At 63.1% G+C, this 13,777-nt stretch carries 15 protein-coding genes; 8 read left to right on the top strand and 7 right to left on the bottom strand.

Annotation, left to right across the window (positions count from 1 at the left end):
- Positions 1–194 precede the first annotated feature (194 nt).
- A complete protein-coding gene (locus GE253_RS10135; RefSeq protein ID WP_153204030.1) occupies positions 195–488 on the bottom strand; it encodes a hypothetical protein in 294 nt (97 codons plus the stop codon).
- A 288-nt stretch (positions 489–776) separates the two neighbouring features.
- A complete protein-coding gene (gene rho, locus GE253_RS10130) occupies positions 777–2,045 on the bottom strand; it encodes a transcription termination factor Rho (protein WP_153204029.1) in 1,269 nt (422 codons plus the stop codon).
- Positions 2,046–2,727: 682 nt separating this feature from the next.
- Here rho and GE253_RS10125 point away from each other — a divergent pair.
- From GE253_RS10125 to GE253_RS10115, 3 genes are all read left to right on the top strand, one after another.
- On the top strand, positions 2,728–3,348 hold the full coding sequence (locus GE253_RS10125; RefSeq protein ID WP_173012577.1) for a response regulator transcription factor: 621 nt from the start codon (positions 2,728–2,730) through the stop codon (positions 3,346–3,348).
- Positions 3,338–3,859 (top strand): hypothetical protein, encoded by a 522-nt coding sequence (locus GE253_RS10120; RefSeq protein ID WP_153204027.1) that lies wholly within the window; start codon positions 3,338–3,340, stop codon positions 3,857–3,859. Before GE253_RS10125 ends, GE253_RS10120 begins: the two co-directional genes overlap by 11 nt.
- Positions 3,860–4,026: 167 nt before the next feature.
- On the top strand, positions 4,027–4,371 hold the full coding sequence (locus GE253_RS10115; protein ID WP_153204026.1) for a hypothetical protein: 345 nt from the start codon (positions 4,027–4,029) through the stop codon (positions 4,369–4,371).
- Positions 4,372–4,574: 203 nt separating this feature from the next.
- Here the strand turns inward: GE253_RS10115 and GE253_RS10110 are convergent, their stop codons facing one another.
- A complete protein-coding gene (locus GE253_RS10110; protein WP_153204025.1) occupies positions 4,575–4,877 on the bottom strand; it encodes a DUF1244 domain-containing protein in 303 nt (100 codons plus the stop codon).
- Between the two features lie 188 nt (positions 4,878–5,065).
- On the opposite strand from GE253_RS10110, the gene GE253_RS10105 reads away from it, so the two are divergent.
- Positions 5,066–5,242, top strand: a complete 177-nt coding sequence (locus GE253_RS10105) for a hypothetical protein (RefSeq protein WP_153204024.1) — start codon at positions 5,066–5,068, stop codon at positions 5,240–5,242.
- On the opposite strand, the gene GE253_RS10100 is transcribed toward GE253_RS10105, so the two are convergent.
- Positions 5,205–6,026, bottom strand: coding sequence for an N-formylglutamate amidohydrolase (locus GE253_RS10100; protein ID WP_153204023.1), 822 nt, complete (start codon positions 6,024–6,026; stop codon positions 5,205–5,207). The two genes, GE253_RS10105 and GE253_RS10100, sit on opposite strands and share 38 nt — an antisense overlap.
- A gap of 176 nt (positions 6,027–6,202) precedes the next feature.
- Between GE253_RS10100 and GE253_RS10095 the strand changes: the two genes are divergently transcribed.
- The gene (locus GE253_RS10095) at positions 6,203–6,775 is read left to right on the top strand and encodes an MOFRL family protein (protein ID WP_173012576.1); all 573 of its coding nucleotides are present in this window, start codon (positions 6,203–6,205) and stop codon (positions 6,773–6,775) included.
- Here GE253_RS10095 and GE253_RS10090 read toward each other — a convergent pair whose 3' ends face one another.
- Both GE253_RS10090 and GE253_RS10085 read right to left on the bottom strand, forming a co-directional pair.
- Positions 6,776–7,897: an alkaline phosphatase D family protein gene (locus GE253_RS10090; protein WP_153204021.1), complete on the bottom strand. Its 1,122-nt coding sequence runs from the start codon at positions 7,895–7,897 to the stop codon at positions 6,776–6,778.
- Between the two features lie 132 nt (positions 7,898–8,029).
- Complete coding sequence (locus GE253_RS10085) at positions 8,030–10,294, bottom strand: TonB-dependent receptor (RefSeq protein WP_153204020.1); 2,265 nt, start codon at positions 10,292–10,294, stop codon at positions 8,030–8,032.
- Positions 10,295–10,548: 254 nt separating this feature from the next.
- Here GE253_RS10085 and GE253_RS10080 point away from each other — a divergent pair, with 254 nt between their 5' ends.
- Complete coding sequence (locus GE253_RS10080; RefSeq protein WP_153204019.1) at positions 10,549–11,418, top strand: 50S ribosomal protein L11 methyltransferase; 870 nt, start codon at positions 10,549–10,551, stop codon at positions 11,416–11,418.
- A gap of 278 nt (positions 11,419–11,696) precedes the next feature.
- Here the strand turns inward: GE253_RS10080 and GE253_RS10075 are convergent, their stop codons facing one another.
- Entirely contained in the window at positions 11,697–12,320 is a 624-nt protein-coding gene (locus tag GE253_RS10075; protein WP_153204018.1) for a LysE family transporter, read from the bottom strand.
- Positions 12,321–12,412: 92 nt separating this feature from the next.
- Between GE253_RS10075 and GE253_RS10070 the strand changes: the two genes are divergently transcribed.
- Both GE253_RS10070 and GE253_RS10065 read left to right on the top strand, forming a co-directional pair.
- On the top strand, positions 12,413–12,886 hold the full coding sequence (locus tag GE253_RS10070; protein WP_153204017.1) for an Lrp/AsnC family transcriptional regulator: 474 nt from the start codon (positions 12,413–12,415) through the stop codon (positions 12,884–12,886).
- The gene (locus GE253_RS10065; protein ID WP_153204016.1) at positions 12,883–13,776 is read left to right on the top strand and encodes an EamA family transporter; all 894 of its coding nucleotides are present in this window, start codon (positions 12,883–12,885) and stop codon (positions 13,774–13,776) included. Before GE253_RS10070 ends, GE253_RS10065 begins: the two co-directional genes overlap by 4 nt.
- The last annotated feature ends 1 nt before the right edge of the window (position 13,777 follow it).

Here is a 13,777-nt window from a genome sequence, read left to right as displayed (position 1 = left end):
GAGGCAGCCCGCATCTGCCATCCTAACGCATTGCGGCGGAAATGCGAGTGCGGTTGCAGCCTGAAAGCAAAATTGCCCGCCGGTTGATACAGCATCGGGCGTAAATGGGCTCGCCAAGCAAAAACCCCGTCCCGGGCAGGCCAGGACGGGGTTTTTGCGGGTGGCGATTATTCTTGATCGAAACAGGAGCCGTGTCAGGCCACGGCCAGCCCATCGGGCTTGCCGCAATCATTGCAGGCCATGCGGCTGGCAACCGTGCGGACGATATCCAGCACCTCTTCGCGCTTCACGCCGTCGCGGGCCAGCAGCAGATGCATGATCGGATCGTCCAGCAATTCCCCCAGGCTGGCTTCGCGGCGGTCGGCCTTGGCCAGTTCGGGCAGGCTGATGCCCAGCATATGCTCGGCAACGGGTTTGGCATCGGCAAACTGGCCCTCTCGGCCAATGGCGGTGCGGGTCTGCGCGGGATCGTTAATCATGATCGTCATCGCGGCTTCTCCCTCTGGTGTCTTTCGGCGGCGTTCCATGTTGGCTGCAACAACGCCGCCATCATGCGCCGGTTCCATGACATTCCAATGTCCAAAATACCCTGTCAGAGCGGCATTTGGCCCACCCTATACTTCTGCGCTGGAACCATGCCGCTGGGCATAGACCGACCCTAGGCCGGATCAGACAGGGACGCCGTGATGCAAATCACGCCCCCGGTGACAAAAAGGAAAAAGCCGTTGCCGGGTGGAACCGGCAACGGCTTTTTCTTGTCACAGAACCAATGATTTTTACTGGTTCATGCTGTCGAAGAAATCGTTGTTGGTCTTGGACTGTTTCAGCTTGTCGACCAGGAATTCCACGGCATCCTGCGGGCCCATCGGGTTGAGGATGCGGCGCAGAATCCACATCTTGGCCAGGGCGCCACGATCGACCAGCAGATCTTCCTTGCGGGTGCCGGACTTCTGGATATCCAGCGACGGGAAGACGCGCTTGTCGGACAGTTTGCGGTCCAGCACGATTTCGCTGTTACCGGTGCCCTTGAACTCTTCGAAGATCACCTCGTCCATGCGGCTGCCGGTATCGATCAGCGCGGTGGCGATGATGGTCAGCGACCCACCCTCTTCGATATTGCGGGCGGCACCGAAGAAGCGCTTGGGGCGCTGCAGGGCGTTGGCGTCCACACCACCGGTCAGCACCTTGCCCGACGAGGGCACAACGGTGTTATAGGCGCGGCCCAGGCGGGTGATGCTGTCCAGCAGGATCACCACGTCACGCTTGTGCTCCACTAGGCGCTTGGCCTTTTCCAGCACCATTTCCGTCACCTGCACATGGCGGGTCGCCGGCTCGTCGAAGGTGGACGAGACCACCTCGCCGCGCACGGAACGGGCCATGTCGGTCACTTCTTCCGGACGTTCATCGATCAGGAGAACGATCAGATAGACTTCCGGGTGATTGGTGGCGATGGAATGGGCGATGTTCTGCAACATCACCGTCTTACCGGTGCGCGGCGGTGCCACGATCAGGGCGCGCTGGCCCTTGCCCAGCGGGGCCACCAGATCGATGACCCGCGTGGTCATGTCCTTGCGGCCCTTGCCGTTATTATCGACCTCAATCTCCAGCTTCAGCCGTTCATCGGGATAAAGCGGGGTCAGATTGTCGAAATTGATGCGGTGGCGAACCTTGTCCGGATGGTCGAAATTGATGGTGTTGACCTTCAGCAGCGCGAAATAGCGCTCCCCATCCTTGGGCGACCGGATCTGGCCTTCCACCGTGTCGCCAGTACGCAGGCCGAACCGCTTCACCTGGCTGGGCGAAATATAGATATCGTCTGGACCAGGCAGGTAATTGGCCTCCGGGCTGCGCAGGAAGCCGAACCCGTCGGGCAGCACCTCCAAGACGCCTTCGCCATAGATCGGCACGTCATTTTCCGCCAGCTGCTTGAGAATGGCGAACATCATGTCCTGCTTGCGCAGGGTGCCGGCATTCTCGATCTGCAGCTCTTCGGCGAAGGCGAGCAGTTCGGCGGGGGTCTTGGCCTTGAGTTCCTGGAGATTCATCGCGGGCTTATGGTGGCGGTCCCTGGGACCGGTTGCGGGAGGGCGGAAGATCGTCCTGATGGAAAGGGAGATAATCTGGAGCGCGCTGGCGAAACCCGTCCCACCATCAGCCGCCCTGGGGGCGGCGGCAAGGATCGGTCATGCCGAGTCAATGTTCCCGATAACGGATGGCAGACCGCCTTTGTTGCGGTCGGCCGGCAGCGGGCGACATATCTGGGTGGAGTCGGATCGTGCAGCGTGTCACAGGGGGCAAGATCGGCCGGGATATCTGCGGAGGGGAAAGCACCACCGGCACGTCCCAGCCGATGGTCAATCGGTCAAAGGGCAAACCGGTCGGATCAGAACAGGCGCCCACCACATTCCCTGGCGGGAATGTTTCCCCTTGCACGGCATGACAGCGATGAAACCATCGCCAGACATGACGGCAGGCGGGCACAAAGGTTAAAAACCCGCAGGGAACGGCTGCGCCAGCAGCTTTCTGAACAGATGGTTAGCCCAGCGTGCGGTTCAAGTCAAAGCAAAAGCGCCCGGTTGTGGCAAAAGGTGCCAATCCGTTGCTCTGCGGACTCACAATCAGGACGAAAGATGTATAAAAATGCGCAACTGGCAAATGCGGGCTATGCTTAAACGGTTGTTCCTGTAATATATGCACAAGGATAGGTCAGGGCTGGACGGTATGTCGATGCGTCTATTGATTGCCGATGATCATGAGCTGGTTCGAGATGCCTTGCGTTCACATTTTGAACGGGAGGCGCCGGGCACCATTGTCAGGGGTGTGGGGACCGTCAGTGAGGCGCTGAAGGCGCTGGATGATGGTATCGCTTTCGATATCCTGCTGCTGGATCTGCGTATGCCGGGGATGAACGGGCTGAATGGCTTGGTGCGCCTGCGGGAACGCTATCCCTCCCTGAAGATTGCCCTGATGTCGGGCGAAGCCAAGAATGAAGATGTGCGTCTGGCGCTGGCTCACGGTGCCGTCGGCTTCCTGCCCAAGACCCTGCCCGGCACAATGCTGCTTCAGGCATTGCAGCGGATGCTGGCCGGTGAAGTCTTCATGCCGGAGAATATGGCGGAGACGGCCACCCAGGCCGACGGCAACGCGCTGAACGGCACCTTCACCCGCCGGGAGCGGGAGGTGCTGGATTTCCTGCTGAAGGGTCAGTCCAACAAGGAGATCGCCCGCGCGCTGGAGCTGGAGGAGGTGACGGTGAAGCTGCATATCCGGGGGCTCTGCCGCAAGCTGGGTGCAAAGAACCGCACCCAGGCGGCCATGCGCGCGGTGGAGCTGGGCCTTGCCCGCTGAAACGGGGAAGGCCGCCGTACCGGCCGATCTGCCGCGCGACCCCAACGGGTTGCCGCGCGGCTTCCGCCACGATCTGATCAACGCGCTCAACGCCATCCAGGGCTTCGCCACCTTGCTGGAAGCGGATTTGCCGGAAGGCGACAGCCGCTCCTTTGCCAGCCGCATCCGGCAGGCCGGGGCGGAGGCGATGCGGCTGGCCGACATGATCCCGTCCAGCCCGAAAGAGACGGTGCGGGTGCTGATGGTTTCCAGCGCCAGCGATGCCGATATGCTGGTGCTGGCGCTGGATGGTTTTGGCTGTGACATCACCCTGGTGGACAGCGTCAGCCGGGCCAATCAGGCCCTGGCGCGGGCGCCCAAGGCCTGGGATCTGGTGCTGGTGGAGCCGGTTTTGGCCGTGCATGTGGAAGAAGCCGCCACAACGGCCGGGCTGCCGCTGCTGACCCGTGATCCTGCCATGCCGGCCGCATCGCTGGCCATCCTGCTGCGTCAGTCTGTCCAGCGGGGCTAAAGTGCTGGGTGGATGACAGCGTGTCGGGCTTCTGCCCGCCGTCATCCCCCGGACACGGCGCTGCAATGCGCCAACCTGTTCCCGCGCTGCAATAAGTCGCTGTCCCCCGCCCCTGGATCGTGCCACAGTTGCTCTTGCTACCTTCGGGTTGACAAGAGAGGTGTCGCATGAAGACACACACCAAGGCACTGGGCGCCGGGATTTTCACCGCCTTTATGGTTCTGCTGGGCAGCATGGCAGCTGCGGCCGCACCTTCCCCCTGCACCATGCCGCAACTGAATGGCGGCACCGGTACGGATGCAGTCGCCGCCATCGACCGCGACCGTCAGGCACTTTTGCGATATGAAGCCTGCCTGGAGGAGGAAGAGCTTTATCAATCCTTGAGCGCCGGCTCGACGGAGACCGCCGTCCGCCAGCGGCAGGCGGCCGCCAATCTCCGCCGCACGCTGGAGGCCTGGCAGCAGACCCGCCGTGCTGCGGAGGAGGCCCGTTTGCAACGCAATGGGTCTTAAAAGACCGAGATCGATAAGGGGAGGAGGCGGCATCAGCCGCCCCCTTCCCCGACATTAATACCATCGGTCAAAATTCTTGACCGATGGGAATGCTGCGACTGCCGCCGCGCGGCCCATGCCGAGGGCGCAGAGGCGCCCGCCGGCAATTGAGCGGTACGAAAAAGCGTGACCATCGGTCAGGATTTCGTACCGCTGGTATATGATCAATGCTCCCCGCCCTGCTGGCTGCTGTCAAAGGCACGCTGCTGTTCAGGCGTGGCCTCGCGCTGGTGCAGGCGCTTCCAATCTTCATAGGGCATCCCATAGATGATCTCGCGCGCCTCATCATAGCTGAAGCTCTGCCCGCCTTCCTCCGCAGCGGCGCGATACCATTTGGCCAGACAGTTGCGGCAGAATCCGGCGAGGTTCATCAGGTCGATATTCTGCACATCCGAGCGTTGCTGGAGATGCGCCACCAGCCGGCGAAAAGCGGCCGCCTCCAGTTCCATCTGCGTCTGCTTGTCCATATTGCCTCCTGCATTGTCAAACTGGTTAAGATTTCATCACCTTTTCAAGAAAAGGCGATGCGTCATCACAAGTTTTGGAATTTTCTTCTATTAACCACTTAATTCTGTTGTCGCCGGACCCATCATGGGAAAATATCGATATTATATATGATTTCGCCATGTCGAGTTCCCCCGCCAGCGGAGGCCCCATGATCATCGATATGCGTACCCGCCTGCCCCAGGGGCATCTGGCCAATCACTTGGCCAATATCAACTTCCATGCAGAACAGCTGCGCCGTTCCAGCAATGAATTTTCAAAGCTGGTGCAACAGCTCCAGGCGCTGGACTTTAATGGCCTGCTCCGGGCGTTTGAGGCGGCGCGCTGACGGTCGGGGCCGCCAGCAGCGGCCCCAGCAGCCGGGCCAGCCGCCCCCCCCAGGCCGCCGCCCCCACCGCATCGGCAATCAGATCCTGACGGATTTCCAGCATCACGCTGGGAATGCCGATCGGTTCCGGATGGTGGATGATCGTATAATCGGTGCCAGTGCGGGCGCTGTAGGGTTCGTTATCGCCCACGACAATATCCCCTTCCGCCCGCAGGGCCGCCAGCAGGGGCAGGGCGAGCCGGCCATCCTGGTTCCACAACACCCCGACATGCCAGGGGCGCGCCGCGCCGCGCATCGTCGGCGTGAAGCTGTGGATGGAAACCAGCACGGGCTGCCGTCCACCATGCCGGATGGCCGTCAGCCGGGCACTGATCGCCTGATGATAGGGATGGAACAGGGCGTCCAGTCGCGCCTGCCGGGCAGCGGGGGAGATATCCGCATTGGCCGGGATCGGCGTGCCGTCGCTCAGCGCGGGCATACTGGTCGGGTCATCCGGGCGGCGGTTGCAATCCACCACCAGACGGGAATAGACGGTGAGGATGGCGGCTGCATCCAGCCGCTGGCTCAATCCCGCCGTCACCGCCGCCGCACCAATATCCCAGCCGATATGCCGGTCCAGCTCCGCCGCCGGCACCCCGCCCAGGTCGCCCAGCGCCTGCGGCACCGCATTGCCGGCATGGTCGCAGACAAGCAGGATCGGGCTGGCCGATTGCGGGTTCAGCAGCCGAACGGGGGCCGGGTCGGCCGCGGTCAGCAGGGGGGTGTCGAGAGGGGCTTCCAGCATGGTTCCCCAGCTTTAACGCATCATCGCGCGCCCGCAAAGGGGCGGCAGTCGCCGCCGTGCCATTGGTCAAGAATTTTGACCAGTGGCCTCACACCTGCCTTGCGGAGCCGAACGCCCGTCACCGGTGTTTCATGAATGGTTCAGGGGAACCCGTCCCGCCATGGAGGAATAACGCCATGACCCAGACGCCACCCGATCTGCTGCGTCAGCTTTACCAGACAGCGCTTGCCGCCAGTGCCGACCGGCAGTCCCACCCAACCCGTGACCGGTCTGCCACCGCCCGGTCGGCAGCCATGGCGTTGACCAGCGATCTGGGCCTGGAAGCCATTCAGTTGGAAACGGTGCCGGATGCCGGCATCCCGGCCCTGGTGCGGCCCCATGCCGATCTGGCGCGGGCCACACCGCCGGGCACGGTGATTTTCTCCAGCGCCAGCCCGCAGCGGCTGCGCGGCCAGGATAATCTTGCCCGCAACCTGTCCTATCTGCTGGGCCTGGGGCTGGCGCTGGATGGCGCGCGCGACATCTGGGCGCTGGCGGCCGACACGGAGGGGCTGGACAGTGGGGGCGCGGCGGCCGGGGCCCTGCTGCATCCGGACAGCCTGTCGCGCGCCCTGGCGCTGGGGCTGGAGCCGGGCAGCCTGCTGGATCAGGGGGAAGCCCTGCATTTCTTCGCCAGCCTGAACGATCTGCTGCCCCCCGCCCCGGCAGAGGCGCGGATACGGGATTTCCGCGCCATCCTGGTGCTGTAATCACCCAACCCGCAGGTCGGCCAGCCGCAGGCCCTGCGCCAGTTGCCGCTGGCCGACCACATCATGGATGCCGATCTGCACGGCACCCGCCGCCCAATCCACCTCGATCAGGCCGAAATTCTGTGACCGGTAGGCCTCCCCCACCCGCCGCGCGTTGGGCGGCAGCACCGGCCACACCTCCGTCAGACCGGAGGAGGTGAAGTCCCACAGCGGATAGGGGACATTCAGGTCCAGGCGGGAGAATTCGGCATAATGCGTGTCGCCGGAAATGCAGAACAGGCCGTTGGCCCGTTTCTGGCGAATCGCCGCGATCAGGCGCTGGTGATCATGGGTGAAGTTGATCCAGGCTTCCCAGCCAGGGAAGTCGGAGACAACCTGGAGCGAGGAGGCCAGGATACGCAGGTCAGCCGGCTGAGCCAGCCGTTCTTCCAGCCAGCGCCACTGGGCCTCGCCCATCTGGCTGGCCCCCTCTTCCGGCTGGCGTTCATAGGGACCGGGCACGGATTTACCCGCCGCGTGGCGGGCCTTGGCCCAGGTTTCATAATCCTGGCCGCCCATATCGATGGTCTTCAGCGGCGCGCGGTTCCAGCGCAGATCGGGCAGGATGATCTGCAGGCGCTGGCCGGCCGGCCCGAACAGGTAATCGGTATAGATGCCATCGGCCCGGCTGCGGCGGATGCTGTCGGCCGGCTCCCCGAAGAAATCACAGAACAGGCGGCGGCTTTCCGCCTTCATCGGATAATCGGCGCCGGCATCATTCTCGCCGAAATCATGATCGTCCCAGGTGGCGACGATGGGCACGGCGTCGCGCAGCTTGCGAAAGCCCGGCTTGGCCGCCAGCAGGGCATATTTGGCCTTCATATCCTCGACATTGCGGGTGTCGAGATAAACATTGTCCCCCAGCAGAATCATCAGGTCCGGCTTGGCCGCCAGAATGGCATCCCAGATCGGCTGATCCTTGCTCTGATGCGCGCACGACCCAAAGGCGATGCGGGTTGGCGTGGCCGTCGGTGCCAGCCGTTTCACCATCTGCCCACTCGCCTGGGGAGCCACCGTGGCAGCGGCGGAAAGGGCGGCCATGCCGGTCAGCAGGGTGCGGCGATCAAGCGGGGAACGGGACATCGGGGGCATCCTGACATGGGAAAGGCGCCGGGGAACGCATCCCCCGGCGCCCATAAGATAGGCTGAACTTAAACCAAGCTGCGACGAGGTGAACGCGTCGCAGCTTGGTACAGCTGCTTGAGGCACAGAATATTAGAACTGCTTCTTCAGGGAGATGAAGAACTGACGCGGCGCGCCGGCCAGCATCGTCTGCGCCTGCCCCTTCGGGTCGGTGTTTACGAAACCGTTCGACCCGATGGTGGAGACATATTCCTTGTCGAACAGGTTGGTGACATTGGCCTGGATTTCCATGCCTTCCAGCCACGCCCCGCCTTCGAAACGATAGCCGACGGTGGCATCGACCAGCGCGTAGCTGTCCACCGAGCCATCATTCAGATAGGTGTAATAGCGCTTGGAGGTGTAGGACGCCCCCAGCTTGCCGAACAGGTTGCCATCTTCATAGGAGACCTCGCCCTTCAGCAGATGCTTGGGCGAATTGACGACGGTCTTGTCCTTGGTGTGGATGGTGGTCGTCCCATCCATCACATCATCATCATAGCTGCTGTCATTGTAGGTGTAGGAGGCGAACAGCGACACTTCATCGGTCAGGTTATAGGTACCAGCCGCTTCCAGGCCGCGCGTCGTCACACTGCCGACATTCTGCAAGGAGGGCGGCAGGCCCTGGATGCCGGACCCGACGGTGACCGTCAGCAGACGATCATCGAACTTCACATCATAGGCGGCGAGCACGCCCTGGAACCGCTCGACCCGGAAGCGCCAGCCCAGTTCAAAGGTCCGGCTGGATTCGGGATTGAGGTTGCCACGGATCTTGTTGAAGGCTTCCGCCGTGGTGCTGAACGGCCCACCGGTGCCCGACGATTCGAAGGCACGCATATTTTCGGCATAGGAACCGAAAATCTGATGCTCGTTGGTGATGTCGAACAGGAAGCCGGCCTGGGGCAGGAAATTATCCTCGGCCTTGATGGAACCGGTCTTCACCGGGCCCGTCAGCGTATTGGCCTTGTTTTCCACATTGACCGACTTGAAACCGGCATTGACGGTCAATGCATCGGTGACCTTCCAGGCGTCGGACAGGTGGAACTGCGTGGTCTTGGTGTTGAAGCTGTATTCCCACTGGGTGAAGAAGGGCCCGGTCTGGAACTGAGTGGCGGAACGGCCCGGCGAGGCGCGGTTCAACCCATAGAAACGGCGGGCATGGTTGAAGTCATTATCTTCATACCAGACGCCACCATTGATCTTGTGATCGCCCAGTTCCACCGTCAGGCCGCCGATGCCACCGAACCGCTCAATATCATATTCGGTGGTGCGGATAGAGATCGGGCCACCGCCCGGCGTCTGCAGATAGGGGGTGAACCAGACGCCCTGGCCTTCATTCTTGTGGCCATAACCGGTCAGGTCCAGTGTCACCACATCATTGATCGGGTAGTTCAGGGTCAGCGCGCCGACCGTATCCTTGCGCAGGCCGGCGGCATCGTAATAGGCATCGTCCACCGTCTGCACCGGAGCCGGATAGGCGCCCTTGACATTGCCGTTATAGATATCGGCCACCTGAACGGCCAGACCCCAGTTCTTGGCGAAATTGTCCCAGTCATAGCCCAGGCGGTTGATCATCGACAGGGACAGATCCTGGTAATCATTCTCGCGCCGGTCGGACCAGTTGACCCAGCCCGTCAGCGTGCCCTCACCCACCGGCTGCACCGCCTTGAAATTCAGCTGGTCCTGGCGCTGGATGCCATCGCCTTTCCACTTTTCCGCATTCTGGCGGGTATAGCTGAGATAGGCGCGGGTACCGGTGGACAGCTCACCGGTTTCCAGCCGCACAAAGCCACGGCCGGTATTTTCCGACCCGAACATGCCAGCGACGGTGGCGCCGGCATCCTTGGACGGATCGCGGGAGGTGAACTGCACCGTGCCGCCCAGATTGCTGGTCGAGGCCGTGGCCAGCGAACCCGCCCCCTGCGCCACCGTCACCGCCCCGACATTTTCAGAGCTGATGGCGCGGGAGATGTGCAGGCCGTTATGGTTGCCATAGGACATGTCGCCCAGCGGCACCCCATCCAGGGTGAAGCCCAACTGGGTCTGGTTGAAGCCACGGATGCTGATGCGGGCCGACCATTCATAGGCACCGAACGGATCGGCGGACTGGAAGCTGACGCCCGGCAGCTTGTCGATCGCCTTCAGTGGGCTGGTGCCCGGCGCTTCCAGCGCGATGGCGGCGGCGGTCACACCCTGGACCTGCCGGGCCTCGCCACGGCCGAAAACGATAATCTCGTCGATCATTTCGGCCGCATCGGCCACCTGGGTCGCATCGGTGGCCGTGGTGTTCTGGGCCAAAGCCGGCGTGGCGGCGAACAACAGGGCCAGCGCGGTGCCGGCCAGAAGGCGCTTGTCGGTCATGATGTGGCATCCCTTGCGACGCCGCTGTTTGGTTTATATTGCGGCGCAGCATGGCGATAGCAGGGAAGCGTTTCAGGATTTTGACAGTCAAGTTCCTGAATTATTAACCTTATTTTCCCAACCCATGACCTGATCCGCCATCAGGGCGCGGCACGCCTGCGGCAAAGCTGCATTGAAGGCACCGCGCGCGCAAGCTAGAACAGGCATCTTGCAACCATTCACCAGACAATCCCGGACCAGGGGCGGAGAGTTTCATGCAGCCGATGTGGCGTGTCGCGTTCGAAGTGCCGGAGGCGCTGGTCCCCGTTTTCGCCGATATGGTGGAACCGCATGTTGATGCCGTTTCCACCTTTGAGCTGCAGGAAGGCGGCCAGTGGCTGATCGAATGCACCTCCTATAACGAGCCTGACACCAGCCGCATCGGCATGAAGCTGGCCGTGCTGGCCGCTGCCCATGGCATCGCCGAGCCGGAGATGACCAAGGAGCCGCTGGCCTCCATCGATTGGGTGACACAGACCTATCTCAGCTTCCCGCCGATTACGGCCGGCCGCTTCTTCATCCATGGCAGCCACCATAAGAAGCCGGTGCCTAAGGGCAAGATGGGGCTGCAGATCGAAGCGGCCATGGCCTTTGGCTCGGGCGAGCACGCCACCACCCAGGGCTGCCTGCGCGCCATTTCCGAACTGGCCGCCAAGGGGCGCATCAAGGATGCGCTGGATATGGGCTGCGGTTCCGGCATCCTGGCCTTTGCCCTGGCCAAGCTGGCCCATGTGCCGGTGATCGGCGTGGATATTGACGAACTGTCGATTGAGATCGCGCAGGAAAATGCCAAGCTGAACCGGGTGCACAAGCTGGTGAAGCTCTATGCCGCCAATGGCTATGCGGCAGAGGCCGTGCGCCGGCATGGCAAGTTCGACCTGATCGTCGCCAATATCCTGGCCCGCCCGCTGGCCCGGATGTCGCCCAGCCTGCGCCGCCACCTTCAACCCGGCGGCACCGTCATCCTGTCCGGTCTGCTGCATCGGCAGGAACCGCTGGTCATCAACGCCCACCGCGCCCAGGGCCTGCGACTGGTGAAGCGCTTCCGCCTGGGTGACTGGTCCACCCTGGTGCTGAAGGGCTGATGAGAGGCTGGGCTTTCGGCCCCACACAAGCGTCGCTGACGCTACATCCACCATCACTTGTGCTGCGGCCAGGGTGATGGTGGATGAAAAATGGAGAACAAGTCTCCAGCCGCTTAGCGTCTGTCCGGGAAATTATCGGTTTTTCCGAAACTTTGCCTTTTCACTACCGTCATTCCCGCGAAGGCGGGAATCCAAAATCTGTGCTGTCGTATGGATTCCCGCCTTCGCGGGAATGACGGTTAAGGGACTGGAAAGGCAGAGGAAATTTTAGACGGACTTCAAATCAGCGCCCGCACCACACTGCCCAGCGTATACAGCCCCAATCCTGCCAGCAGGATGCCGGTGCCGATATTGATCCAGTGCACGGTGTTGCCCGTCACCCGGCGGCGCAGCAGGGTGACGCCGCCGCACAGGATGGCCCACCAGAGCAGCGATCCCAGAAAGATGCCCGCCACCAGCGTGGCATCCTGCGCCGGCCCCCGTGTGTGGCCGAAACCGACCACAATGGTGCCGATGCCCAGGATGGTCACCGGGTTGGTAACGGTGAACAACAGGCCCGTCGCCACCGAAGCCGGCAGGTTGCCAGCCACCGGCACCGCCGTCAGCGGTTTGGGATCGCGCAGGAAACTATGAATCGCCACACCCAGCAGGAACAAGCCGCCGACAATCTGCAGCGCCAGCATATTGCCGGTGATGATATCCAGCACGGCGGTGATGCCAAAGGCGGCGATGGCGCTGAAGCCGGCATCGGCGATGGCGGCCCCGATGCCGGTGGCAAATCCCGTGGCCAACCCGCGTTCCAGGCTGCGACGGATGCATAACAGGCCAGTGGGGCCGACAGGGGCGGCAATGATCAGGCCCAGCACCACCCCCCGCCACAGAATGCCCATTTCTTCCAGCAATCGACGCACTCCTGCAACAGGGTCACGGCACTGTCACATCACCTTCACGCTGACGCATGACAGGTGGTTTTGGTTAAGGCAGGATGACAATCATGCCTGACCGACATCCCCCCGCACACGACCCGCTGGACGAGATCAACCTGCACCTGCTGCGGGAGCTGCAGCGCGATGCAAGGCAATCTTTCGCCGATCTGGCCCGCCAGGTGGGGCTGACCGCCCCGGCCGTGGCGGAGCGGGTGCGCCGGATGGAAGCCTCGGGCCTGATACAGGGCTACCGGGCGGAGGTCAACCATGCCGCCCTGGGGCTGCGGCTGAACGGCTTTGTCCGGCTGCGCATCCTGCCGGGCCGGGATCAGGCGCTGGTACGATTCGCCGCCAACCGGCCGGAGGTGCTGGAATGCCATCAGGTGACGGGGGATGAAAGCTATCTGCTGCGCATCGGTGCGCGCGATGTGCATCATCTGGACCGGTTGCTGACCCAGTTGGCCGAATATGGTGCCACCCACTGCGTGATGCTGCTGTCCACCCAGGTGGAGCACCGGGTACTGGAGCCTTTGCCGGCATGAGCACGATTACTGCCGGGGCCAAGGGCCCCGCCCTGCGCCGCGCTACCTTGGTGGGGGCCAGCGCCATCCTGATCTGGTCCACCCTGGCGCTGTTGACAGCCCTGGCCGGGCCGGTGCCGCCCTTTCTGCTGGTGTCGCTGTCCTTCGGCGTCGGCGGTCTGGTCAGCCTCTGCCTGCTGCTGGTGCTGGGCCGGCCGCTGGCCCCGCTGCTGCGCCAGCCCTGGCCGGTCTGGGCGCTGGGGATCGGCGGGCTGTTCGGCTATCATTTTCTCTATTTCCTGGCCCTGCAATCCGCACCGGCGGCCGAGGCCAACCTGATCAACTATCTCTGGCCGCTGCTGATCGTGGTGTTTGCCGGATTGCTGCCCGGTGAGAGGCTGGGCCGGGCGCAGGTGCTGGGGGCCTGCTGTGGGCTGGCCGGCACCTTGCTGCTGGTCACCGGCGGGGCGGGGCTGGCGGTAAAGGCGGAATATCTGCCGGGATATCTCTCCGCCATTGCCTGCGCGGTCACCTGGGCCGGCTATTCGGTGCTATCCCGCCGGTTCGGCGCGGTGCCGACGGAGATTGTCAGTTTCTTCTGTCTGGCCACGGCTGCCCTGTCTGGCCTCTGCCACCTGCTGTTTGAGGTGACGGTCTGGCCGCAGGGCTGGGGCTGGGCCGTGGTGGCGGCCATGGGTATCGGCCCGGTGGGGCTGGCCTTTTTCGTCTGGGACCATGGGGTGAAGCGCGGCGATATCCAGACGCTGGGCGCGCTTTCCTATGCCACGCCGCTGCTGTCCACCGCCCTGCTGATCCTGGCCGGCCGCGCCACGCCAAGCTGGGTGGTGGGGGCTGCCTGCCTGCTGATCGTCGGCGGGGCCGTGGTGGCAGGCCGGCGGCTGCGGGGCTGAG

The organism is Niveispirillum sp. SYP-B3756 (genome assembly GCF_009495745.1).
Lineage (GTDB): Bacteria > Pseudomonadota > Alphaproteobacteria > Azospirillales > Azospirillaceae > Niveispirillum.
The sequence above is the reverse complement of the archived record's forward strand: the minus strand, read 5'-3'. Positions and strand labels throughout refer to the sequence as shown.